The organism is Enterovibrio sp. QJM3NY_24, assembly GCF_057786035.1.
Genome location: NZ_CM173519.1, coordinates 1140366 through 1164374, shown reverse-complemented (window position 1 = coordinate 1164374; position 24009 = coordinate 1140366). Strand labels below are relative to the sequence as shown.

General features: G+C 46.5%; 20 protein-coding genes. 10 read left to right on the top strand and 10 right to left on the bottom strand.

Annotation, left to right across the window (positions count from 1 at the left end; all coding sequences use genetic code 11):
• Window positions 1–20: 20 nt before the first annotated feature.
• From AC3CIC_RS05080 to cysB, 3 genes are all read right to left on the bottom strand, one after another.
• Window positions 21–743, bottom strand: a complete 723-nt coding sequence (locus AC3CIC_RS05080; RefSeq protein WP_488515518.1) for a sulfite exporter TauE/SafE family protein — start codon at window positions 741–743, stop codon at window positions 21–23.
• Window positions 744–1958 carry a methyltransferase gene (locus AC3CIC_RS05075; protein ID WP_488515517.1) on the bottom strand — a complete coding sequence of 405 codons (1215 nt, stop codon included), beginning with the start codon at window positions 1956–1958 and terminating at the stop codon, window positions 744–746.
• Window positions 1959–2085: 127 nt separating this feature from the next.
• Window positions 2086–3060, bottom strand: coding sequence for an HTH-type transcriptional regulator CysB (gene cysB, locus AC3CIC_RS05070; RefSeq protein WP_488515516.1), 975 nt, complete (start codon window positions 3058–3060; stop codon window positions 2086–2088).
• Between the two features lie 330 nt (window positions 3061–3390).
• Between cysB and AC3CIC_RS05065 the strand changes: the two genes are divergently transcribed.
• From AC3CIC_RS05065 to AC3CIC_RS05040, 6 genes are all read left to right on the top strand, one after another.
• Window positions 3391–4146 carry a DNA repair protein gene (locus AC3CIC_RS05065; RefSeq protein WP_488515515.1) on the top strand — a complete coding sequence of 252 codons (756 nt, stop codon included), beginning with the start codon at window positions 3391–3393 and terminating at the stop codon, window positions 4144–4146.
• Window positions 4147–4465: 319 nt separating this feature from the next.
• A complete protein-coding gene (locus AC3CIC_RS05060) occupies window positions 4466–6439 on the top strand; it encodes a methyl-accepting chemotaxis protein (protein WP_488515514.1) in 1974 nt (657 codons plus the stop codon).
• 10 nt (window positions 6440–6449) lie between these two features.
• Window positions 6450–7751 (top strand): ABC transporter substrate-binding protein, encoded by a 1302-nt coding sequence (locus AC3CIC_RS05055; protein WP_488515513.1) that lies wholly within the window; start codon window positions 6450–6452, stop codon window positions 7749–7751.
• A gap of 324 nt (window positions 7752–8075) precedes the next feature.
• Window positions 8076–8900, top strand: a complete 825-nt coding sequence (locus AC3CIC_RS05050) for a DUF3100 domain-containing protein (protein WP_488515512.1) — start codon at window positions 8076–8078, stop codon at window positions 8898–8900.
• A 3-nt stretch (window positions 8901–8903) separates the two neighbouring features.
• The gene (locus AC3CIC_RS05045; RefSeq protein WP_017004833.1) at window positions 8904–9353 is read left to right on the top strand and encodes a hypothetical protein; all 450 of its coding nucleotides are present in this window, start codon (window positions 8904–8906) and stop codon (window positions 9351–9353) included.
• Entirely contained in the window at window positions 9353–10540 is a 1188-nt protein-coding gene (locus AC3CIC_RS05040; protein ID WP_488515511.1) for a M20 metallopeptidase family protein, read from the top strand. The genes AC3CIC_RS05045 and AC3CIC_RS05040 overlap by 1 nt, the downstream gene beginning before the upstream one ends.
• Before the next feature lie 145 nt (window positions 10541–10685).
• On the opposite strand, the gene adiA is transcribed toward AC3CIC_RS05040, so the two are convergent.
• Window positions 10686–12980, bottom strand: coding sequence for an arginine decarboxylase (gene adiA / locus AC3CIC_RS05035; protein WP_488515510.1), 2295 nt, complete (start codon window positions 12978–12980; stop codon window positions 10686–10688).
• Window positions 12981–13386: 406 nt separating this feature from the next.
• Between adiA and potE the strand changes: the two genes are divergently transcribed.
• Both potE and AC3CIC_RS05025 read left to right on the top strand, forming a co-directional pair.
• The gene (gene potE, locus AC3CIC_RS05030) at window positions 13387–14706 is read left to right on the top strand and encodes a putrescine-ornithine antiporter (protein ID WP_016960529.1); all 1320 of its coding nucleotides are present in this window, start codon (window positions 13387–13389) and stop codon (window positions 14704–14706) included.
• A gap of 10 nt (window positions 14707–14716) precedes the next feature.
• Window positions 14717–15118, top strand: coding sequence for a hypothetical protein (locus tag AC3CIC_RS05025; RefSeq protein WP_488515509.1), 402 nt, complete (start codon window positions 14717–14719; stop codon window positions 15116–15118).
• Between the two features lie 153 nt (window positions 15119–15271).
• Here the strand turns inward: AC3CIC_RS05025 and AC3CIC_RS05020 are convergent, their stop codons facing one another.
• From AC3CIC_RS05020 to AC3CIC_RS05010, 3 genes are all read right to left on the bottom strand, one after another.
• Window positions 15272–16246: a LysR substrate-binding domain-containing protein gene (locus AC3CIC_RS05020; protein ID WP_488515508.1), complete on the bottom strand. Its 975-nt coding sequence runs from the start codon at window positions 16244–16246 to the stop codon at window positions 15272–15274.
• Between the two features lie 190 nt (window positions 16247–16436).
• Entirely contained in the window at window positions 16437–16910 is a 474-nt protein-coding gene (locus tag AC3CIC_RS05015; RefSeq protein WP_488515507.1) for a low molecular weight protein-tyrosine-phosphatase, read from the bottom strand.
• A 79-nt stretch (window positions 16911–16989) separates the two neighbouring features.
• Window positions 16990–17718, bottom strand: coding sequence for a dienelactone hydrolase family protein (locus AC3CIC_RS05010; protein WP_488515506.1), 729 nt, complete (start codon window positions 17716–17718; stop codon window positions 16990–16992).
• Window positions 17719–17937: 219 nt separating this feature from the next.
• On the opposite strand from AC3CIC_RS05010, the gene cobO reads away from it, so the two are divergent.
• A complete protein-coding gene (gene cobO / locus AC3CIC_RS05005) occupies window positions 17938–18528 on the top strand; it encodes a cob(I)yrinic acid a,c-diamide adenosyltransferase (protein ID WP_017004829.1) in 591 nt (196 codons plus the stop codon).
• Window positions 18529–18623: 95 nt separating this feature from the next.
• Here cobO and AC3CIC_RS05000 read toward each other — a convergent pair whose 3' ends face one another.
• Window positions 18624–19676 (bottom strand): metal-dependent hydrolase, encoded by a 1053-nt coding sequence (locus tag AC3CIC_RS05000; RefSeq protein ID WP_488515505.1) that lies wholly within the window; start codon window positions 19674–19676, stop codon window positions 18624–18626.
• A gap of 244 nt (window positions 19677–19920) precedes the next feature.
• On the opposite strand from AC3CIC_RS05000, the gene AC3CIC_RS04995 reads away from it, so the two are divergent.
• Window positions 19921–20364: a CBS domain-containing protein gene (locus AC3CIC_RS04995; RefSeq protein ID WP_488515504.1), complete on the top strand. Its 444-nt coding sequence runs from the start codon at window positions 19921–19923 to the stop codon at window positions 20362–20364.
• A 70-nt stretch (window positions 20365–20434) separates the two neighbouring features.
• Here the strand turns inward: AC3CIC_RS04995 and AC3CIC_RS04990 are convergent, their stop codons facing one another.
• Complete coding sequence (locus tag AC3CIC_RS04990) at window positions 20435–21457, bottom strand: putative urea ABC transporter substrate-binding protein (protein WP_488515503.1); 1023 nt, start codon at window positions 21455–21457, stop codon at window positions 20435–20437.
• A 283-nt stretch (window positions 21458–21740) separates the two neighbouring features.
• Window positions 21741–23906 carry an AsmA family protein gene (locus tag AC3CIC_RS04985; RefSeq protein ID WP_488515502.1) on the bottom strand — a complete coding sequence of 722 codons (2166 nt, stop codon included), beginning with the start codon at window positions 23904–23906 and terminating at the stop codon, window positions 21741–21743.
• Window positions 23907–24009: the final 103 nt, after the last annotated feature.

Below are 24009 nucleotides of genomic sequence, written 5' to 3'. Positions count from 1 at the left end.
TATGTCGGCTTTTTTTTGATTCAGGAAAAACCACGTACGAATGTTGTCACACCAGCAAACGAGCATAGAATCAGCAAGCCGTGTCTTACCCATTCAGCACGAACACGCGGTGCCACTTTAAACGCTACCCACGAACAAAGAAATACAACAGGCAACGACATAACACCGACTTTGACATGCCACCATTCGAAATAGCCAGTCATTCCCTGCACAACAAGAGATATGGCACAGCTAAAAATAAAGTAACCCGCCAAGTTTGCTCTTAGCTTAACAATGTCCATTTTCTGCAAAACCAATGCCATTGGTGGACCACCAATACTGGTTGTTGTGCCCATAACCGCAGCAGCAAAGCCCGCCCAAAACATATTCTTATTGCTCGGCTCCACAGAAAACTTGAACACACTAGCGACAACCGCAAACAAAACAGCTAGCCCCATGATAATTTCTAACGCATTGATTGAGAGATACAACAGCAATGCGCCAGCAACAAAGGTGCCAGGGATACGGCCAACAAAAGCCCAACCAATACCGCGCAATGACAGTTGACGGCGATATTGCCACGTATTCACCATGGCAAGAAACAAGGTTACCAACGTGACGGTCGCTGGTACCAGCGAAGGTTCGATCATCATAAGGAGGGGTGCGCCAACAATCGCCAGCCCAAAGCCAATAATGCTTTGAACAAACGAGCCCAAACCCAATGCCAACATCACCATGATGAGCTGTTCATAGCTCAGTTCCATTTAGCCCTTCCTTGTGGCTTGAATAAGAAGATTTCTCGGCGTCAACTCACGCGCACAGAATGTAGTTACGTCGACATCAAAACCGTTTTCGCTCAGAAACAGCGCTCTATCGAGAACCAGCCACATCTCTAATGGTCGGCGAAACAGCGTACGTATGGTTTCCATTTTTTCAACGATCGAAAACCTTTGCTCTCCCTGCGAGAGAAAAGCTGCAAAGTCTGTGTTATCTGGAATGGAAATACCTTTTTTATCAGCAGCCCATCGGCAAAATGCCTCAAAGCCTTCATTTAACAAAGACTTTTGTATATTGGGTACAGGCAGATAACTGTCACTATGGCCTAGAGCACGCTGCAAGCTATCAAAGCCCAAGCGAAAACTCACTTCAACAATACGCTTGTTTCGCACCGTTTTCCCTGCGGTGACGGTTTCTTGCAGTGGCAGCTTTAGATCATGACGACTCAAGGACAGTAAAGAGCCCGTCGCCACAATGGACAATGGCTGATAGTAGACTTCATTGATCAGATGATAACAACAAGGTGAGACAGAAAGACTTTGCGGTTTGGCTTTCACACTATGGCGTAACAGTGTCACGTGCAAGTCACCACAGGCATGCAACGCTACCGCATGATCACAATGACTGACCAGTAATTCACTCTCGGGGGAAAATGCATCACCTTGGACAAAATGCATCGGTAACTGATGTTGATTGGCATAAGCCTGGCCGTCTTGGCACAGCGCTTCCTGCCATTCTAGACTGGTGACACCAACCTGACGTGTAGCCGAAATGACACGCCCTAAATACCCTTTCCCTGCGCACCACTCCAACCAGGCACCCTTGCTAGATAGTGGTATCGCACTGTTGAAAGCAGTTATCTGCGACCACTTTCGACCTGGGATACCTGTAGCAATATGGCTGTCGCAATGTATCTCTGGCCCATTTTGGGGTTCTACTTCAGTGCCACATAATGATACCAACTTAGCCGCCTCAGGCAGCCACGCTTTCACCGTCTCTGCTAACCGCTCTGGCGATTCCTTATACGCTTGCAGTTCTTTTAGACACAGCAAATCTAACCATTGGCATAGCTCAGGATGAGAAGCTCTCCACGGCAGATCAAGACAATCAAAAGGCATTCCTTGCCATAGCGAAACATGACGCTGCAGTAAGGCATCAATTTGCAGAAAACGCTCTTTTTGAACGAGGAAGGATTGAGACAAGGTGAATTCCAACTATCAGCCGACACAAACGGTGTATACCCGAGTATATAGCACCGTAAAAGCGGCAAAAACACCTAAATCTGCACGAATAGCAGAGCACTTACAATATGGTACACCGCGTCTAACGCTATCTAATAGGGAGCTTAAACGGTGTAAAGAAGCTATCTAACTCGCTGGGATCTTTAATCTGCATGGCGGTATCAATGGTATTCCTATCAAGGTGCGGCGCAAAACTCTCGATAAAGTCATACATGTAATTACGCAGCACCGTGCCACGCCTAAAACCAATGCGTGTCGTGCTTGCATCAAAGATGTGGCTGGCATCAATAGCGACCAAATCTTCATCCAAGTCTTTATCATAGGCCATGCTCGCCATCACCCCAATACCGATGCCAAGGCGAACATACGTTTTGATAACGTCTGCATCTGTTGCTGTAAACACAATATTCGGCTTTAGCTTGGCGTTATTGAACGCACTGTCAAGACAAGAGCGTCCAGTAAAGCCAAAGACATAAGTAACCAATGGAAAACGCGCGATATCATGAATGGTCACGGCAGAACGTCGCGCCAAAGGATGGTCTTTTCTCACAATCAGAGACCGTGTCCAGTGATAGCAAGGCAGCATGACCAAATCTTCATAGAGATGGGACGCCTCTGTCGCGATAGCAAAATCGGACTTTCCTTTCAGAACCAAATCGGCGATCTGACTTGGCGCGCCCTGATGCATGTGCAAAGAAACATTCGGATAGCGCTTCACAAAACGAGATATGACATCAGGCAACGCATACCTTGCTTGAGTATGGGTTGTTGCGATGTTGAGTTTACCTTTATCGGGTGTGGTGTATTCGTAAGCTACTGACTTGATACTATCCACACGAGATAAGATATCTCTAGCAATATCAACAATTTGTTCTCCTGCGGGTGTCAGCTTGGTTAAGTGTTTTCCACTGCGACCAAATATTTGCACCCCCAGTTCGTCTTCCAACGCGCGAACTTGCTTACTGATCCCCGGCTGCGAGGTGTAAAGACTTTCCGCCGTCGAAGAAACATTGAGGTCGTGATTGACCACTTCAACGATGTATTTAAGTTGTTGTAATTTCATAAGGTTGTAGTAATCGTGAATGATTATACATATGTTATATCGTGTATTGGCAAGCGGACGAAGTGCTGAGATGCATAACCATTACACAGCGCCCAAAATACCGCCAAACTGGCTGCAGTGTTGCTGATATTAATCCAGGCTGACACACCAAATAATGCCATCATAACTTCGCAAATAAACGTGCAGTGAAACGCACTAAATCATAGAAAAGCAATACGACACGCCAGAATTTAGCTAAGATCGAAAATAGTACTAACAAACTATGACCATACTTGCAGATCGTGTATCTTAGGCCGTCTTAGTTTTAACAGGGATTATCGACGCTCGCTTATGAATATCGTCTTAGTGGTTGGCTTATGCGTCATCCTGCTCGGTCTCATTGTTGGCTACAACATTATGGCTCAGCAGCGTCAACGTGTAGAGTCATCAAAGCGCCAGGAAATGGCAAAATATATTGCAGTTATTGATGCCACTGAAGAGCTGATCGGTAATGCACACAACCTGCCTTATAGCGGCACCCTGCTGGTATGTCTTAACCAGAAAATTCTAGATGCATTGAAGACAATGCATGATATTGATAAGACTGATCGCTCACTTCCACAGCGAATTTCGGACGTGCAAGCACAGATCAATCAAATCAAACAAACTTACCAAAACAAAGAATCGACGTCTTTTCGTGTCCCTGACAGCGATCGTGAAGCCATCTCAATGCTTAAATTGGTAAAACGTTTGAGAGCAGTAATCAAAGCTGAGCACACCAAAGGTCGTTTGCCTACACAAGCATTTGTGTCTGAAAATTCGCGCTTGGAACAGATGCAGATGAAGATCAATATCGAAAACGTTCTCAAACGCGTTAACGATGCGAAGATCAAAGGCCAGATGGGTACAGCTCAACAATTGCTGAAAAAGGCATTAGATGTGGTTAGCAGTAAAAGTGACCCGTATTGCCAATCTGCAAAAGAAAATCTTTCTGCCATGCTTGAAGAAGTCAACACATCACTGAGCAAAGGTCACGAAGCCAACAGGCCTAAAAATGATGAAAACAAAGAGCTAGACGAGCTGTTTGCACCGAAGAAGAAATGGTAATTTCACACATTCTGTAAAGCCCCTTCTGGGGCTTTTTTTATGCCAAAAAAGCATCCTTCATTACCCCCCTCACTCAACGCCCAATGCCCATTTGAAACAGTGTGACATTCGTTCCGCATTTAATTCGTCATGTAAAATATTAGTGTGGATAATCAATTTTTCATTAAAGAAATGACTTATGGGTGCCGATACCCCTGATTGATGTCACAATCTCTGGCATTTTTCGCCGCTTTTTAAATAGTTATTTTCAAGCGTGAAATTAGAGCCCAGCAAGACTTTTAGTCTTTATCTTTCAAGACTGTTGTAGAGTGAGAGAACAATGAAGTTGTCCGTCGTTCAGAGAACAATCGCCGGTTTTGCCTTGATGTTTGTGTTAATGGCAATACTTAGCAGTATCAGTTTGTTCAATGCCAAAACACTGCAAGGAAAAGTAGAACAAATTACCAACCAATCCACACCAATGGTCGTCGCCTCGGGTGATTTGATCACCCAATTGATGCGAACCAGCCTTCTTATTCGCACGTTTCAAAACGATCCGACAAACGCTAACCGTGTTGACCAACAATTTGATCGTCAAAAGCAAAGCTTCTTTCAAACGTTAAGCCAGGCTCAACAAAACGCACAGCACGACGACGAACGTAGACAAGTTAATGCTATCCATCAGGCTTCAACCCGATACTTTGAACAAGCCCGCACGCTTATCAACCTACAAAAGCAATCAGATACACTGATTGCTCAACGTCAAACGCTGGATCTGCAATTTCTTCGCCTTGAAGACACTTATCAGTGGGCAGCGAATCTTTTACTACAAAAAGCCGCAGTAAAACGTTCACTGCATAACCGCGCCGAACTCATTACCAGTGGTATCGCACGAGACATGAAAATGTTGCGTCGTGCCGAGCAAGATACTGACCTCAACCAACTGAGGTCAGCATTGGCGAAAGATATCGAGATTGCATTCAAACGTCTTGAGCGCATTTCGGTTGAAGACGATGTTAAAGCGCGTTATTCGCGGAATCTGAAAAAGGTAGAGCAGCTGACTTTAGCTGAAAGTGGCGTATTGGATGTGATGAGCCGCCAACAGCAAGTTAACGCCCAGCTTCAGCGTGAAAGCATGCAGACAGACAAGCAGATGAACGACATTCAATCTCGCCTGCAAGCTTACGCAGACTATGCACAACAATTGGCGCAGACCAGCCGAGATGACGCTGAAACCGCAGTGAGTGAAGCCTTGCTTTACATCATTGTGATGACCTCTGTCGCCGCGGCCATTAGCTTGTGGGTTGGCGTTAGCACAACGCGCAGCATTCAAAAGCCGCTCGCACTTATCACCAACGTCTTACACAAAATGACCGACGGTGACATGCGTACACGCGCTAACTATCACGCCAACGATGAATTCGGCGAGCTAAGTCGCTCTATCGATATGCTGGCAGACACCATGTCACGCACCTTGGCGAAATTTGGTGATGGAGCGAAGCATTTGCTTAGTGAAGCGAGCCGTGCAGCCCTCGTCAGTGACAGCGCCATGACCCGAGTTGAAGACCAGAAATCCCGTACCGACCAAGTGGCCGCGGCGATTTCAGAAATGGAAGTCAGTGCCAAAGAAATTTCTCGTTCGACAGAACTTACCGTCGCAGAAGTCGAAAACACCAACCAAACAGCGAACAGTGGGCGTGCGCAAGTGTCTCTTAGCCGTCAACTGACTGAGCAGCTTTCGAGTAATATCGGCGAAGCCGTATCTAATACTCAGCAGTTGAACCAATATTCCAACAATATCGGCTCAATTTTGCATGTCATTCAAGATATTGCCGAGCAAACTAACTTGCTTGCCCTAAATGCCGCCATTGAAGCTGCACGCGCAGGCTCTCACGGTCGCGGTTTTGCCGTGGTTGCCGATGAAGTACGCGCACTGGCAACACGCACACAGCAGTCCACTGAAGAAATTCAGCAGATGATCAATAACCTGCAAGGCAACGCATCACGTATGGCTGAAACCATGAGTGCTAGCCAGAAGCAAATGGATGATTGTTTACTCCAAACGCGGTTAACCGATGAAACTTTGCAAGACATTGTGGCGCGTATGGAAGCGATACAAGATATGGCCGTGCATGTCGCCCAAGCAACCGAAGAACAGATCAAAGTCAGCCATGAAGTAGCAGAACACATTAATGGCATTGCCCACGTTGCTTATCAAGCAGAAAAAGATGCCCGTGAGTCAGCATCAAGCAGCGAGTCTTTGGCCAATCTGGCTCAAGATCAGCAAAACCTAATATCAAACTTCCGCGTTTAAGGAATTGAGAATGAAACATATAGTCAAACTATCTCTCGCGGCCTTAGCGCTTACCGTCACATCATTTGCACATGCTCAAACGACACTGGTGATTGATTCTTGGCGCAGCGACGACGCGGTATGGAACGAGAAAATCATCCCTGCTTTCAACAAGCATTATCCGAACATCAAGGTTGAATACCGCTCACCTTCAGATATGGATGCATCAACGTGGAACAGCGATATGGAGCAACGCTTCGAGCAAGGTTCCTCGGGTGACTTGATAGCTTGCCGCCCGTTTGATGGGTCGCAAGCACTTTTCCAACGAGGCTTGCTCAAAGAAGTTACTGAAATGGAAGGGATGGAAAACTTCCCGAGTTTTGCCCTTGCTCCGTGGCAAACCGACTCTGGTGCACAAACTTTCTGCCTGCCGATGGCCTCCGTCATTCATGGATTTTTCTATAACAAAGATATTTTCAAAGAATTAGGGGTGAACGAACCTGTAACCAATGCGGATTTTTACTGGGCATTAGAGAAAGCCAAGCGTGCTGGATATTTGCCACTGGCAATGGGAACAAAAGACAAATGGGAAGCCGCAACCATGGGCTTCCAGAATATCGGCCCTACCTATTGGAAAGGTGAAGATGGCCGAGACGCCCTGCTTACAGGCAAAGAGCGTATGGATAGCAAACCCTATCGCCAAACCCTGAGTGAGCTAGCCAAGTGGTCGAAGTACATGGGTGAAGATTTTGAACAGCGCAGCTACGCTGACTCAATTTCGGCATTTGCTAACGGTAAAGCTGCTATCTACCCTGCAGGGTCGTGGGACATCATGACCTTCGCCGGCAAAATTGACATGGGAGTGTTTCCGCCGCCTGTTGAAAAGAAAGGTGATGCTTGCTACTTCAGTGATCACACAGATTTGGGCATGGGTATTTATTCGAAATCCAAAAATCCTGAGGCCGCAGAACTATTCCTGAAATGGATGACCACGGCAGAGTTTGCCGAGCTTCTGACCAATGAAATTTCAGGATTCTTCTCGCTTTCTAACCACTTTTTCGATGTGAAAGACCCTATTGCGCAAGAGATGATCTCTTGGCGCGATCAGTGTGATTCTACCATTCGTAATTCTGCACAAGTGCTATCCCGTGGTGAGCCAAACTTGGAGCTGGAGATTTGGGAAACGTCGGTCGGCGTCATGGCGGGACAAATGTCACCCGCACAGGCTGCCAATCAATTGCAAAAAGGCCTAGAAAGCTGGTATTTGCCGCAAAGAAACAGCACCAAGTCTGTGTCTAATGCTGCATGTAACTGCTCGCCAGTGATTCAATAACGTTCAATCAAACCAAAGTAGCTCGTACCTCAAACCCGACCTCGCGTCGGGTTTTTCGTATCCAGCAGGTAAGCATTGCACTGACTGGCACTTGTTGCAGTTAGGTGTCAGCGGGTTACCACTGTTGCGCCTAGGCGCTAAAGACCAACACAATACACACCAAAGTCATCGTCTTTTTACCTAAAAATAACCCTTAATTCCGTAAGGGAATAAGATATTTAGTTTTCATCTAATGACTCACAGCAACAGTTGATCTCATGCACGTTTCGTTTTTCGGGCCTCTCTATAATCAGCCTCGATTTCAACTTTTAATGATGATGACCTATGAACACAGAAGAAAACAAGAGCGGCCAAGCTCGCGTTGTAATGACAAGTGTTATCGCTGTATCGGCGCTGATTTTCATTTCTCAGTTTATTATTGGCACCCAAAAAATTGATATGGGATTCGCCACCATTTCCATACTCCCTATGCTGTTTGCCGTCATGCTTGGTATGGCTCTATCAGTGAATTGGACCAAAACAAAAATCAAAGCATGGGGCAAGGTCTTTACTGCTAAAGAAGAAGGTTTCTGCGGCAAAATGGTGGGTTACTGCCTGCTGGTTCTTGGCACCCAATATGCGGGAATGATCATTCCTAACCTGGACATGATCATCGATGCTGGCGTACCTCTCCTTTTCCAAGAGTTGGGCAACCTACTTCCTATCCTCATTGCCGTTCCGCTCGCTGTTAAGTTCGGCTTTGGCCGCAAAACCATTGGCGCATGTTCATCAATCAGCCGCGAGCCTTCTATTGCGGTGGTTCAAGGTAAATTTGGCACAGGTAGTCCTGAGTACGTTGGCGTATTGGCGATTTACTTGTGTGGTTCGGTTATCGGTACCTTGTGGTTCAGCGTACTAGGCAGTATTGCCCCACTTACAGGTCTTCACCCACTCGCACTGGCTGCGGGGTCAGGCGTGGGTAGTGGCTCAATGCTGAGTGCTGCATCTGGCGCATTGGTTTCGGGCTTGGAGCCTGAAATGGCGAAGCAAGTACTGAGTATTGCTGCTGCATCGAACCTACTTTCTTCTGTACTTGGCGCACTGTCACTGACCTTCTTGGGTCTGCCGCTTGCTGAGTTCGTTTACAAAATCTGCAACAAAGGTAAATAAGCCATGAAAGTCATTCTGAATGATATGAAGCTGGTCTCTCTCGCGATTGTACTAGCCGGTTTTACCCAGTTCCTGACTAACGGCACAGCACCACTAGAAATGGTAAACAGCTTTATTGCCATGTCTGTGATTGTTTTCTTATCACTCGTGGCAAAGAAGTTTATTCCGTCGTCGCTACCCACGTTTGCCTACGCAACCATTATCGGCATTTTAATCTGTCTGCCTGACACCGTTATCCGTACTTACTTCCTTGAGTCAGTCGGTAAGATCCAATTCCTATCAGTGTGTGTGCCACTGCTAGCATTTGCAGGTCTGTCTGTTGGCGGCCAAATGGAAGAACTGAAGAAAATGTCTTGGAAGGTTATCGTTATCTTCCTTATCGTTGCGACGAGCTGCTTCTTTGGCGCGTCGATGATTGCGCAGATCGGCTTTGAAATGAAAGGAATCATCTAATGTCAGCGAAATACAGCCAATTTAATCTAGACAGCAAACTGCTCGAACTACATGCTTTCAGCGTGAACACTCGCCGTGATTTGCACCAGATCCCAGAAGCATCAGGCCAAGAATTTAAAACCACCGCATACTGCCAAGCGTTGATGACTGAGCTCGGCTACGCACTTACCACTTACGAAGGTTTTACCGGCTTTATCGCGGACCTAGCTATCGACGAGAGCTTGGGTCGAGTGGCTTTCCGTGCTGACATGGATGCACTGGAAATGGACGACATGACAGAGAACGACTACCGCTCTCAGCATGAAGGCCGTTCACACAACTGTGGTCACGACACCCACATGGCAATCATTCTGACCACCGCTAAGTACTTGTCAGAAAACAAGGATTCACTGAAACACAACGTTCGCTTTGTGTTCCAAATGGCGGAAGAAGACATGCGTGTTCCAGGCGCCAGTAAAATGGTAGAGCTTGGTTGCATGGAAGGTGTTGCAGAAGTGTATGCCCTGCATAACGACGCGGCACTGGAATATGGCATGGTGAAAATCAACAACGGCATTATGTCGTCTTACGGTTCTGCGTGGACACTGGATGTTCACGGCGTCTCTGCACATGGTTCAACCCCGCAGAAAGGCCTAGATGCGATCCGCGAAGCGAGCCGCATCATTATGGACATGGATTACATCGTTGCGAAACGTACCAATCCATTCAGCCCTGCGGTATTTGGTTGTGGCATGTTCAATGGCGGCAGTATTCCTAACGCTATCCCTGACTATGTGCAAGCACGAGGCACCATTCGTGCCATGGATGCAGAAACCGATCAGATCCTGAAAGACAGCTTTGGCAGCATCGTGAAAGAAAGCGAAATCCGTGGCTTCAAAACCACCATGGTTTGTGAAGGCTATCCTGCGGTGATTAACCACGCCGATGCGTATCAGCGTGTTATCGATGCAGCGCGTGACACCGTGCCTGCAGACCGCCTAGATCCAAACGGCAATCCAATGACGGGTTCAGAGGATTTCAGCTTGATGGTAAACGCGGCTGAAAACCAAAAAGGTGCAATGTTCTTCCTAGGAAGCGGTAACAAAGATGCGGGTATCTGTAACTACCTGCATTCGAACCCTTACTATGTTGATGATGATTTCCTTCTTGTAGGTGCTCAGATCTTTATTCGTATCGCCTGTTCATAACACCAAAATCGTTATGGTATTGGCTGCGTAAAGAAAGGTTTCGCTGATACAAAGAAACACAAATAAAAAAGAAGGCCTGATGTCTCCATCAGACGTCTTCTTCATTTTTTGCACCCACTAAGGCTGTCTAAATCTCAGCAAAGGCTCAAACGTTCTTAACACACATGACGTGGTAAATGCCGTCGTGCAACTCGGTACCTTCCGTCTCCTTCTCGAAGCCAGGGAACTCTTCATCCCACACTTCTAGACTCTTAAGGTACTTGATCTGCGGACTTGTCTCGTCGCCAAAGCTTTCTCCAGACATCAACATTGGGATACCCGGTGGATACGGAATGACCGCATTTGCTGCTACACGTCCAACCAATTGAGAGGATGGGACCATTTCCACGTTATCAGCAACAATCGCTTCAAATGCAGCATGGGGAGTCATGATCGCTTCAGGTAGGGTTTCATACGCGGCATTAAGCACTTCACCTGGGTTATGTTGTTTCAGGTAGCCAAATATCTTGTCTCCAAGCTCTTTCAAACCCATATTTCCGTATACCTCTGGGAAATCCGCAACGAGATCTGGCAATGCTTCTTCAAGCGGTGTGTCATCGTCGTAATGGCGCTTAAATGCCATCAAGGTGTTCACCAAGGTTGCCCACTTACCTTTAGTGATACCCATGGAGAACAGGAACATCACTTGGAAGTCTGTGGTACGCGTTGGCACGATACCAAAGCGACCAAGGTACAAGGTCACCAAGGCTGCCGGAACCCCTGTATCGAGAAGATGACCATCGTCGCCCATACCTGGAGCTAGAATGCTAACCTTGATCGGATCGAGCATACACCAATCGGCTGGCATATCTTTGAAGCCGTGCCAATTGTCATTGGGGTGCATGACCCATGCGTCTTGGTTTTCGCACAGTAGGTCCGCTGGCGCATCTTCAAATGCGTAGCTCTGACCGGACTTCGGATCTTTAACCGTTTCCGCATTCCACGGTTTGAAGAACCAATCACCGCCTTGATTAAATTCACGATTGAGTCGACCCATCGCTTGGCGGAAATCCACCGCCTCACGAATCACTTCCAGCGTCAGAGAATGCCCACGGTTACCATCCATCATAGATACAGCAATGTCATTCGAGGCGCATATTGCATATAGCGGAGAGGTCGTAGCATGCAGCATGTAGGCTTGATTAAATCGTTCGAAGTTAATCGAATTCTTACCATTTCGAACATGCAGGAAGGAAGCCTGAGACAACGCATTCAAGAGTTTGTGGGTTGAGTGCGTTGCAAACACCGTTGGTCCATCAGGATCTTCCACCGGGTCGCCACGCATGGCGAAGTGATCTTCGTAGATAGGATTGAAGCGCGCATAACCATACCATGCTTCATCAAAGTGAATACGATCACTGCTCTCTGCAAGAATGTCCTGTGCTTTTTTGGCGTTGTAGCAAAGCCCATCGTAGGTACAGTTGGTCAATACCGCATACACCGCGCGTTGGTCGGCATAATCTTTGGTCAGTGGTTCCGCTTTTGCGCGTTGCTGCAACACACTCTTCGACAATTGATCCGGGTAAATAGGTCCTATGATGCCGTAACGGTTACGCGTTGGCACCAGATAAACAGGTCTAGCACCGGAAATCATGAGTCCCTGCTCGATAGATTTGTGACAGTTACGATCACAAATGACCAAGTCATCCGCTTTCATACAAGCTGACATAATGGTGCGATTAGAACCCGATGTACCCGTGACTAAGGAGTAAGATTGGTGTGCGCCAAACACGCGAGCTGCATAACGCTCACTTTCACCGAATGCACCCGTATGGTCTAGCAAAGAGCCTAAACTGCCGCGCTCGATCCCCATGTCTGTACGAAACAGACCCTCTCCGTAGTAATTATAAAACCGCTGACCTGCTGGCGTTTTAGTGAACCCCACGCCACCTTGGTGCCCAGGGGCTGCCCACGAATACTCATGAATATCATCATAATTCATCAATGCTGCCATCAGTGGCGGCAGAAGCTGTGCACGATAGCGAGTGATTGCGGCCACTGCACGACCTGCAATGAAATCGGGCGTATCTTCAAGTATCCATGCGAATTCATCAACATTCTCCATCATCTCACGAGTGACATGAAGGGTGATTTTTTTACGCTCCGCCAGCAAGAAAACAGGGACGTTTTCCTGTCTTTTATTGAGTTTTTCAATCAGCACATAGAAACGTTCGTTTTCTTCACTTTGTGAACCGCTCATGGCCGATGTCAGCATGAGGCAATCTAGCGCTGTGTTGGAATTAATCATGGAATAACAATCATCGAAACTGTTTGCGACCATGACTCGGGCACCACTGTTTTCGAGTTCAGCAATCAGCCTTTCAATAGCGTTGCCGACGACACCCTCTCTATGGGCCTCTTCTAGGATCAATACGTTAAATTTCTTTCCATAGGTTTTCATAGCCCTGCTCCGGCACTGTACTTGAAGAAGAGTTGACTCAATTGTCGATAAGACATCTTCAACATAGAAGAGCGCGGGATAAGACAAAGTCGCAAAATAGACATTTTAAGTAAAAAGGTGAATAACAGCTTTTTGGGCATGGTCAGTTCAGAAATCTAGCACGCGATGGAACCTGAACGATCCGAGGATAAATTGTCCTCCCAATCGTTTTATCGCTGATCTGTCTTGTAAAAGAATCAATTTGTCATGATGACAACATCTACTTTCAATTCGACGGTAATCACGTTTTCACATGGTTTCTAACTCAGTTCTCGTTAACGTAGCAATGCTATGACCGTCCGGAAAATGATTAGAAAATAGAGTGTTACCGTATTTCGCACCAAAAATCACGAGGTGGAGAATTAGCATGGCATCTGAAAAAAATAAAATGGGATTGGTTGGTCTCACAACAATCGTGACCGTCAATATGATGGGGTCAGGCATCATCATGCTGCCTGCCAGTCTGGCCCAAACTGGGGCCATATCGCTGTTGTCGTGGATTGTGACTGCAATAGGCGCAATGTGTATTGCCTATGCTTTTGCTAAATGCGGCATGTACTGCAATAGAGATGGAGGGATGTCTGCATATGCTGATGAAGCACATGGAAAGTCAGCATTCTTCATTGCGTCATACACTTACTACGTCTGTTTGGTTATCAGTGCAGTAGCAATTGCCGTGTCTGCGGCAGGTTATTTGGTGCCCTTCTTTCCTTGGATCAAAACCACCCCCTATCACACTTTTATTGCTGTCGTGGGCATCCTTGTTGTCACTATGGTTGCTAATTTTTGGGGTCCAAAGCTCACCGGTCAAATCTCAGCCGTAACGGTCTGGGGGATTATCATCCCAGTGGTAGGTCTGTCTGTCGCAGGTTGGTTTTGGTTTGAGCCTAAGGTGTTTGCAGAAGCGTGGAACCCTCACCAAGATACGACGGTCACCGCGATATCTTCCGGTATAGCGTTAACACTCTGGGCCTTTTTGGGCATTGAATCAGCAGGGGCAAACTCTGGGGCGGTAGAAAACCCCAAAAAGAATGTCCCCTTAGCCTGTATGCTCGCCACCAGCTTTACAGCCATCGTTTACATTGCATCAACGTCGGTTATTCAGGGCATTATTCCCAATGAAGAATTGGCAAAATCTGACGCCCCGTTTGGGCTTGTCTACACCTACATGTTTAATGAAACAGTTGGACAAGTTATTACTGCCCTTGCGGTGATCGCATGTATTGGTTCATTGCTTGGTTGGCAATTTACCAATGCCCAAGTGTCAAAGGCTGCAGCAGATATTCGTCTTTTCCCTAAAATCTTTGGTGAAGTAAGCAAATCAAATGCCCCAATCAAAGGCATGTTGATCATGCTGGGTTTAGAGCTCGTACTCGCCATCATGACGATTTCGCCAAACTTGGTCAGTCAATTCAATATCCTGCTAAATCTGGCCGTGTTTATTAATATGGTGCCTTACATCTTGTCGCTCACTGGGCTTGAAGTCATTCTGCGCAAGCAAAATTTAAGTGCTAAAGAATACAAAACTGGGGCTGCTATCGGGACTTTCGCTGTCATCTACAGCATCTACGGTGTGTATGCCTGTGGTCAATCTGCCGTATTCTATGGCGCAATATTGACGCTGATTGGTTACATTTTCTATGGCTTTATTGCCGCGCGCGACACCAAAGATGGTTCAGTCGCCTAGGAGGTGCATTATGAATGACATGGCAAACCTCACTAAAACCAGTACACGATTGGCATTATTGAGCCTGTCGTTATTTCTGATGGGTGGCGTTTTTTCAGCGCACGCAGCTGAAGAAGTGGATGTGAGCGAAGTGGTTGAAGTGGAATCCGGCCCAATGACGGCAATCGAAGTTATCATTGGAAAACGAATTCCTGATACCGTAATAGAAGGCGAGCGACCGCCGCATGTTTATCGGCCTCGCACCCCGATCTTTCATCACCATCATCCTGAAAATGAGCCGGTTCCACCTAAGATCACCAAGCATTTGCTCGTCGACCATCCGGAACTGAACAACAATCAGGGAAGGATCATCCGTACCCCGCCAGACAGCGGTTCTACGGATTCAAACTCAGGTGATAGCTCGAATAACTAACGTTTTACGCGCTATGGTCACTAGATGACTATCTAATAAAAAACGCCAGCGTCTAACCGCTGGCGTTTTTGTTTCTTGTATGGCTTTTCACTATCGATGTTTCTGCTCGCTAACAGTAACAACTCGCTAGCCTTTCGCGGCTAGGTTTCGTTATCAGTAAACGGGCAATTCAAGGCCTTCAAACAACTTATCGACCTTCTCGCTACTGTTTTGCATCAACACACTTTCCATTAATATCTTGGTTAAGTGCGGCGAGAACGACAACAAGAAATCATACATATAGTTTTGCAGCAAAATATCTTTAGAAAAGCAGATCCATGCGCTCGATGGCTCAAACAAATGATCAAGGTTGATGTATGTCAGCCCGGTATTTTCGATGTCTCGAGCCGCTAACGTAGAAACGATACCAATACCAAAACCGAGCTGGACATATCGTTTGATGACATCGGCATCCATCACCGTCATAAAGTAGTTCGGAGAAATACCAAGACGGCCAAAGGCTTCATCTTGCGTTCTGCGCCCTGTTGAGCCCGGTTCATAACTCAAGATAGGATATTCCGCCAATTGCTTTAATGTTGGCTTGCGTACATGCGCCAGAGGGTGCTCATCCGGCACCACCAGCCCCAACGTCCAAAGGTACGCTGGCAACACAATCAAATCGTTATCCGCACCCACATCGTGGGCAACAATTGAAAAGTCAGAATGCCCTTTACTGATAATCCCTTTGGTTTGCAAAGGCAGAGTCGGATGCAGATGGAAATTGATATTTGGGTACTTTTGCGTGAAGTAAGAAACACTGTTTGGCAGTAAATATCGAGCTATCGTATGCGTGGTGTAAATATTCAGTGTGCCAACACTGGGATCAAGATGCTCATTCGCCAGCGCCTTTATTTTTTGCTCAAGTGCCAGCATGCGCTCAACTTGCTCGAGAATTCGCTCACCTATAGGTGTCACACCACTTAAGTTTTTACCACGTCGCTCAAAAATCCGAACACCCAATTCTTTTTCTAACAACCCGACTTGTTTACTCACACCCGGTTGCGTCGTGAACATCGACTGCGATGCAGCGGACACGTTTAAATTGTTGTCCTTTATCGCTTTTAGATATTTGAGCTGTTGAAGTTTCAATCCCTTACCTCACACAAAGACATTCGCTTTAGATCTTAAATTTATAAGAGCCGCCTATTTTAAACAAGCAGCATCCCCTAAAAATGATCTATTTATGGCAAATATTTCGCTTTTCTTGACTAGATCAGGCATAAAAAAGCCCGTATTTCACGGGCTTCAAATCTGTTAGTAACAAAAAGTGTCGATGGTTTTATTCAAAGTTGTCGAGAATGCAGTCACTCGCTTGCTCAATTAAATCCAGCGCATGTTCAAAACCGCGCTTACCGCCAAAGTAAGGATCAGGAATTTCATTTAATTCGCACTCACCATGACTGAGAAACAGAGATACTTTATGACGATACTCAGGCGGACAAATATCGATTAAATCAGCCAGATTCGCTTTATCGGCGGCAAGGATCAGATCAAAGCGTTCAAAATCTGCGACTTCAACCTGGCGTGATGAAATACCCGAAAAGTCATATCCCCTCGCCTCCCCAGCTTCACGACTGCGAGGATCTGGCTTTGCGCCAGTGTGGTATCCAATAGTCCCAGCCGAATCGACAATCACATCTAAACCACGAGCCGTCGCTTTAGCCCTTAAAACAGCTTCTCCAGTGGGCGAACGACAAATATTGCCCATACAGACGACGAGAATTTCCGGTTTATTATCATTGCTTACAGACATTAGCGACCCATTCCTTCATCACATTGCAAACACTGTAACGAATGAAGGAACGGAGAGCAAAGCAGGTCATGACTTGATATCAGAAATTTTGATCTAAGAATGTGCCAAATGTTGCCCATGAGCGTGAGTCTGCTGCCTCACGATAACGCGGTGACTCAAACACGGTAAATGCATGAGGTGCACCAGAGTAGACTTCTATCAGGTAAGGCACTTTTGCGGTTTCGAGTTGCACAGAAAGATCGGCCACATCCGTCATTGGGATTCCCGTATCTGCACCACCGTGCGCTATAAAAATCGGTGCCGTATTTTCAGGATAACTTTGCTGGGCTGGCGTTTTTAGCCCACCGTGAAATGTCGCATACCCATTAACACCTGCAGCTTTGCCAGAACGAGCGAGTTCTAGTGTTGCTGCCCCACCAAAGCAATAGCCCGCCACCACCACCTCTTCGACACCCATTTCACGTGCTTTGTCTAAGCCCGCTAAAATGAGCGTGCGCATTTTTTCCCTATCTTTGTAGAGCTTTCCTGTTTCGGCTTTCTTAGCGTTGGTATCAACAGGGCGATTACCTTTGCCGTATAGATCAACCGCAAACGCGTTGTAGCCCATTTCGGACAGCATGTTTACGCGCTTTAGCTCGTATTCTGTCAAACCATCCCAATCGTGAATCAGGATCACCGAACCTTTCGGTGTGCCCTGTGCTTTCGCGTAATAGCCCTCCAGATCCATGCCATCAGATTGATAGTCAATACTTTGACCTGCAAACGCATTGAACGATAATCCCAATATCACCAGTGCTAGTCGTTTCATCTCTTGATCCTCCATGCGTGCCTATCTCAATCGTAGTCGTTCAGCTTCTGTACGATGCAGAAAAGCAAACCGTTCAGTTACATGAGACATCATTTGCAACCGACAGCATTTCAACACTTCCAAATACGGTGAGGTTTGTTATGTTGTGATCCAAATTTCGAGGGTACTCATACTGTTTGAGCCAAATAAAAAACCGGCGATTTAAGAAAGGAATGTGAAATGAGCGACGAGCGCTATAAAGCCCGACAACAAAAAGTGAAAGAGAAAGTGGACGAGCGTGTTGCTGCTGCACAAATTGAAAAAGGCTTGTTCCTCGTTATCACAGGTAACGGAAAAGGAAAATCGACCTCAGGTTTTGGCATGATCACTCGCGCAACAGGCCACGGTCAGAAATGTGGCGTGGCGCAATTTATCAAAGGCACATGGGAATGCGGCGAACGTAATCTGCTGCAAAAATGTGGCGTTGAGTTCCATGTAATGGCAACTGGATTTACCTGGGATACACAAGATAAAGAAAACGACACCCGCGTTGCTCAAGAAATTTGGGCTGAGTGCAAACGCATGCTGGCTGACCCAAGCTACGATGTGGTCTTGCTTGACGAAATGACTTACATGGTGACGTATGGCTATATCGACCTTGATGAGGTCGTGACGGCATTGGAAAACCGCCCAAGCGAGCAGTCTGTGGTTATCACAGGCCGAGCAGCGCACCGAACGCTAACTGATATGGCAGATACCGTATCAGAAGTTCGAAACGTGAAACACGCTTTCGATTCAGGCGTTAAAGTGCGCAAAGGCATCGACTGGTAACACAAACAAATCACTAAAAAAACGCCCCGCAAATGCGGGGCGTTTTCATGTGAATCCAAACCTGTTTAGCGGGTTCGTTAGCCACTAACTGTTGATCATGATTTCGTCATATCAACCAATTCATCATGATAACAGTCGAATTCATTGCAAAGCAAAGCATCAATGTGCTGCCCGCCTAACAGTCGCATCCAAAGGGCAGGAATCTGTCTTGGTAGCAATGGGCCGGGGTCTAGCTGCTCTGGCTCAACTAACTGCCAAACCTGTTGAGCACTCTTTTCCGCCATCACAAAACGGAAGGGATGATACATCGCCATGCCCAAACGAAGGTCGGTCACCGTCAGTTTATCCCCCTCTTGTTTGAACTGAACAAAACCACGACTAAAGGCATTGAATTGTGACAGCAGCTCGGGCTCACTCGGAAACGGCCATTCTCCTCGAACCATTGGCATCCAATCAATGGTTGGGTCTTCATCATGTAATGACGCTAATCCTTCCCAATATTTATCATCATCAAGCACCACCACACGCCACAAGACAGTATTAAACGGGGTAGGTGAAATAAACACAGGTTGACCTTCCAGATGCGTGCCCGCCACGTTCTCTTCGACGCGATCTTGGATTTGCCCAAGCGCAACTAACGACCACATCAAATAAAGGCTTGATAGCGCCAAACCTGCCCCACACAGCTTGGCTGCACGGCTTCGCCAGATAAACGCGGCCAACACCGGAACAAGCAGTGGCAAGGTATAAAGGGGATCGATGATGAACATACTGGAAATCGCAACAGGTGCCACATCTAACGGCCAGAATAGTTGCGTACCGTAAGAGGTAAAAGAATCCAAGAGAGGATGGGTAATCAACGCCGCTGAGATGAGCGTCAGCAATTGTACAAAAGGCCATGACGGGACAAAGAATCGCTTCCAAACCAGAGTAAGCAGCAGCGCAAATGGGAAAAGCACAAACAAAGAGTGGCTAAAGCCACGATGTTTGATCATATTGGAAACAGGGTCACCATAGTCCAGCAGCACATCCAGATCAGGAAGTGTGCCCAAAGCTGCCCCTGCTATCAGTACTTTCGGTGTACACCGCTTGCCAGCGACTAAGCCTGCAACTGCAGCGCCTAAAGCTGCTTGAGAGATTGAATCCATTTCCGCTGATATTCCTTGTTGTTTTGGTTTTCGGGAACAGAACCCACGATTCTAGCGATCCCTGACGAGAGTGAAAGTCATTCCGTGCGATGAAACCGTTAATTATTGTTTCCGCCACATATACCCGAGCAACCTCAAGATGCTCAGGTATAAGTTCTGCGTTACGGCTCTCAACATCATCACTATACATTCTGTAGGTTTATATTGGTGTCACCTTAAATCACCCTATGGAGGATTCAATACGATGCCAGGAAAAGTTTCGGATTACATGACGCGAAAGCTGATCACCGTCAGCGCAGAGATGGGCGTGCGTGAAGCATACTTTCTTATGCGAGATAGCGACATTCGCCATTTACCTGTCACTCAAAATAAGCAACTGGTCGGTATTATCAGCGATAGGCAGTTACGTCGTCCAAACTGGGCCGATGAGGCACCCGATATTGAACACCCCTACCTTCTGTCAGACGACCTGACCGTCGGTGATGTGATGATTAAAGACGTCATTACGTGCAGAACGTATGAAACGTTGTCGAAAGCCAATCAAGCATTGTTAGATCACAATGTGGGTGCGCTGCCTGTTTTAGATAAAACCGACGAGCTAGTGGGTATCCTTTCTGCTGTTGACCTGCTTGAAGCACTTCAAGACATGCTCAAAAAAGAAAAAAGTGGCAAGAAACAACGAGCCTAAATGACGAGGACTCAGGCAAGTCACGTCGTGTGTGAGTCGGGATTGAGTAATAAAGGTAAACCAGTGGCGGTTATAGCGTTTTGTTAGCTGCCATTTCCATATATCTGCTGTCAAAACGAAGCTTCACATTATCAGCGTCTCCCATCACCTTCCCATCAGGAAAAGCAATACCAACCGTACTCTTACTTTCCACATCACCAATTAAGCCGTGCTGTTGGCAGAAGCCCAGCATTTTCTCCATCGCAATAGTTAACGATTTACTGCGTGTAATTTTGGCGGCTCTTCTGGGATTATGGAACATTTGTGTGGTCGAAAGTTGCTTGAGAATAGAAACGCGCGATGTTCCCGCACTTTCTGCCATGTTAGCTAAAAGTTTCGGGTCGTCTTTTGTTAGCATAGCCATCACTTCATACCATGCGCCTGTTAGTGCTTTCTTCAATCGTATATCTGATTCAGTTTGTGTCACCATCACATCAAGAATTTCACCTTGCAACTCAGATGAATTAAACAGCACCTTGGTGTTGGGTTGCTTAATAACATCTTGAAGTATTGGATTCCAAGTGACGATATTTCCTTGGGATAAAGCAGAAAATTCGTTATAAATAATGGTATCTGGCGTATCGATAATACGTATGTCCTTTTCAGAGAGGCCTACGTTATCAAGCGCTCTTGCCAATAAATAATGGGACACTGAGTATTTTACAAGAAGTACGTCTTTACCTTTTAGGTCTTGTACGCTTTTCACTTCACTGCTGACAATCCCATCATTACCGTTACTGTAATCGCCGATAATAATGATGCTGGTGTCCACGCCTTGAGCGGCAGGAATGGTTAATGCGTCCATTTGCGTCATGGTACAAGCATCGAACTCGCCAGCGGTAAATCGTTCAATGGAATCAACATAGCCATCCACTCTTTGAAGACTAATATCAATGCCGTACTTGCCTGCCCAGCGATCCAAAATACCGCTAGTATCGGCATAATGCCAAGGCTCCCACCCCACATAATGACTCCAGCAGACATTAAAACTATCACGTGCATTTGCCGTGTTTATCGACAAACAACACAACAAAAAAATGAAGTACTTTTTCATTTATTCGACCCTAAAAATGATAAATTGGTACTCTAAACATCGAGGAAGTTAAAAACTAATGCTTCAAAAAAACAATTTTAAACAAGGAGTTCTCGATAATTTTTGTTATTTCAATGGAGTATAGTTGAAGGTACTAACACCGAAGGATAAATCCACTGTTGATTTCAAAGAAGCGGCTTTCAAGGAGATTGCGTCAACACCCATGTGGACATCAAGTCAAAGAAGCATGAAAAAGCCGCACGAGGCGGCTTTGGATTCGAATCGATTATTATAGAAAGTAATATCAGTTAAACAGACCCTTTAACAGTTTGTCTGCCGCCTGCTTCACTTTGTCGTCTCCTGCTTTATCACCCAACAGTTTTTCCAAACCACGTTGAGCTTCTTTGCGCACTTTGTCTTCTAATACCTTGTTGTTGGTCAGCAATGCTTTAACGTCAAGGTTATAGCTAGGCGCTTGCCAAGTGCCACCAATTTCGACAGGAATGGTGACATCTTTTAGCTCATCGATATCTTTACCACCTTGTCCTTTACTGGTACCGACAACAGAAACAAACACGTCAAAATCCAGATCTTCTTTGACCAAGTTTGTTTGACCTTCACTGCGGATACGCAATGCTGGTGCTTCCATCTTCATATTGCGGGTCGAAGCAATGCCTTTGCCGAGGTTGAACGTGGCGGTTAATCCGCTGAAATCTGTTTTACGAGTTTCTTCAACGTAGTCTGCACGTTTACCTTTTAATGCTGCTTTGGCTTCACGGATCATTTCTGGGATGTTGATGCCGTCAACTGAGCCATCAGCAAAGTCGATAGCAACCGTACCGGCAATGCCCGTGCGAAGACGTTTTTCTGACAAGCCAACACCATTGACGTTAACATCAATACTGCCTCGACCAGATAACATGTCTTCATTGGCGGCATCCATCAGCAATGGTTGAACATTGATGTTCTTAATACCTTTTGTGACGTTATAACGCGCAGGTGACACGGTTGCATCCAATGAACCCTGTGCCGCTATCGTGCCGCCATAAAGCTTGGCATCAAATTGACTCAGCGTCACTTTGCCGCGATTCACTGCAAACGTTGTGATCACATCGCTGACTTTGACGTTGTTGGCCACAAATTGGTCAATCGCAATTTTGCCTGCTACATCCAGTCCTTTCAAGGCTGACAAATCCGGCTCTACATCACTCAATGGGGCTTTCTGTCCGGTTGGAGCTTGCTCAGCTGAACCAGATTCTGAAGGCTTGCTCGGTGTTGAATCTGTAGGTTTAGCCACCGCTTGTTTGTTACCAAGAAATGCATCGACATTAATGATTGGACTATGCAGTTCAAAACGCACGGCAGGAATATCGGCCAAAGCAACCGACGCACTGCCATCGACCACCAGCTCATCAAGGTTGGCAACAAGCTGACTTAACGTCAGTTTTTGTGCCTTGTTATCAAAGACAGCATCACCTTTTAACCCTACTTTCATCTCTGGACGTGGCAGTGTTGAACCTGCCAGCGTCGTGGCAACATCAATACCAGAGGCACGGATAATTTCGATGGCTTTATCAACCGTCACAGTCACCTTGCCTGACGTATCAAACGCCAAGTCACTCGCCTGACCTTTGGCTGAGAATTCAATAGCCGCTGGCATCGCCAAAGCCACTTGATCCGCAGTAAGCGAAACGCTTTCCAGTTTCATGCTCGCATCATCTAACGACGCCGAGAGCGAAAGCTTGCGAAGCTGAGAGTCCATCACCACTTTGTCCAGCATGGCTTCGGTACTGCCCTTGGCCGTGAACGCCATCGCGTTTTGCTTACCCTCAACATTAAATTCTACGGGTACCCAAAGGCCCGTTTCAAGCTTCCCAATATTCAGACTCAGCTTACTGATTTCACTCACTGCATGAGTTTGGTCATCGCGCACAATAGCGCTGGCATCGACCAAATCTACACCACCAATTGCGATCGTCCATGCGGTTGCTGTTCCAGTGTCTTTTATTGGTTCAGAAGCAGAAGAAGAAGCAGGCTCTTGAGCAGCCGTGTCCGTGTCTTTTTGCGCGGGTTGTGCGTCACCCGATAAACCGTCGAGGTTACTTTTGCCATTCGGCAACGTTTGAATGAATACATGCGCGCCATACAGACTGACCACACCAATATCGAGGGTGTCGGACATAAGGGGCATCACGGCGACTGACATATCGGCGCGATCAAGCTTGAGCATATCGGGCTCGGCGAAACCTTGTGGGTTCTTAAATGCCAGCTTTTCAACTGATAAACCCAGACTTGGCCAGAAGCGCCAGCTAATATCACCGTCGATCACCAGTTCGCGACCCGTTGCTTTTTTGACTTCATCAGCAATCAGCGGCTTAAAATCATTGGGGTTAATAACAGCAACAAGCACGCCTATCGCTACTACCACCAACAGCACCAGTCCTAAAAGGATGTAGAGAAGCTTTTTCATGATGACAATCAGTTCCTTGTGAGATGCATTTTAGATAACAGTAAAAGCCTAACGAATTATGAAGCAAAATGCTGCATCACATACTCTCGTTTCCGCTTTTTCG

What these genes read in the sequence shown, in the direction of transcription:
- AC3CIC_RS05080 (WP_488515518.1), bottom strand. Translation starts at nt 743, where the DNA reads ATGGAACTGAGCTATGAACAGCTCATCATGGTGATGTTGGCATTGGGT.
- cysB (WP_488515516.1), bottom strand. Translation starts at nt 3,060, where the DNA reads ATGAAATTACAACAACTTAAATACATCGTTGAAGTGGTCAATCACGAC.
- AC3CIC_RS05065 (WP_488515515.1), top strand. Translation starts at nt 3,391, where the DNA reads ATGAATATCGTCTTAGTGGTTGGCTTATGCGTCATCCTGCTCGGTCTC.
- AC3CIC_RS05060 (WP_488515514.1), top strand. Translation starts at nt 4,466, where the DNA reads ATGAAGTTGTCCGTCGTTCAGAGAACAATCGCCGGTTTTGCCTTGATG.
- AC3CIC_RS05055 (WP_488515513.1), top strand. Translation starts at nt 6,450, where the DNA reads ATGAAACATATAGTCAAACTATCTCTCGCGGCCTTAGCGCTTACCGTC.
- AC3CIC_RS05050 (WP_488515512.1), top strand. Translation starts at nt 8,076, where the DNA reads ATGAACACAGAAGAAAACAAGAGCGGCCAAGCTCGCGTTGTAATGACA.
- AC3CIC_RS05045 (WP_017004833.1), top strand. Translation starts at nt 8,904, where the DNA reads ATGAAAGTCATTCTGAATGATATGAAGCTGGTCTCTCTCGCGATTGTA.
- AC3CIC_RS05040 (WP_488515511.1), top strand. Translation starts at nt 9,353, where the DNA reads ATGTCAGCGAAATACAGCCAATTTAATCTAGACAGCAAACTGCTCGAA.
- adiA (WP_488515510.1), bottom strand. Translation starts at nt 12,980, where the DNA reads ATGAAAACCTATGGAAAGAAATTTAACGTATTGATCCTAGAAGAGGCC.
- potE (WP_016960529.1), top strand. Translation starts at nt 13,387, where the DNA reads ATGGCATCTGAAAAAAATAAAATGGGATTGGTTGGTCTCACAACAATC.
- AC3CIC_RS05025 (WP_488515509.1), top strand. Translation starts at nt 14,717, where the DNA reads ATGAATGACATGGCAAACCTCACTAAAACCAGTACACGATTGGCATTA.
- AC3CIC_RS05015 (WP_488515507.1), bottom strand. Translation starts at nt 16,910, where the DNA reads ATGTCTGTAAGCAATGATAATAAACCGGAAATTCTCGTCGTCTGTATG.
- AC3CIC_RS05010 (WP_488515506.1), bottom strand. Translation starts at nt 17,718, where the DNA reads ATGAAACGACTAGCACTGGTGATATTGGGATTATCGTTCAATGCGTTT.
- cobO (WP_017004829.1), top strand. Translation starts at nt 17,938, where the DNA reads ATGAGCGACGAGCGCTATAAAGCCCGACAACAAAAAGTGAAAGAGAAA.
- AC3CIC_RS05000 (WP_488515505.1), bottom strand. Translation starts at nt 19,676, where the DNA reads ATGGATTCAATCTCTCAAGCAGCTTTAGGCGCTGCAGTTGCAGGCTTA.
- AC3CIC_RS04995 (WP_488515504.1), top strand. Translation starts at nt 19,921, where the DNA reads ATGCCAGGAAAAGTTTCGGATTACATGACGCGAAAGCTGATCACCGTC.
- AC3CIC_RS04990 (WP_488515503.1), bottom strand. Translation starts at nt 21,457, where the DNA reads ATGAAAAAGTACTTCATTTTTTTGTTGTGTTGTTTGTCGATAAACACG.
- AC3CIC_RS04985 (WP_488515502.1), bottom strand. Translation starts at nt 23,906, where the DNA reads ATGAAAAAGCTTCTCTACATCCTTTTAGGACTGGTGCTGTTGGTGGTA.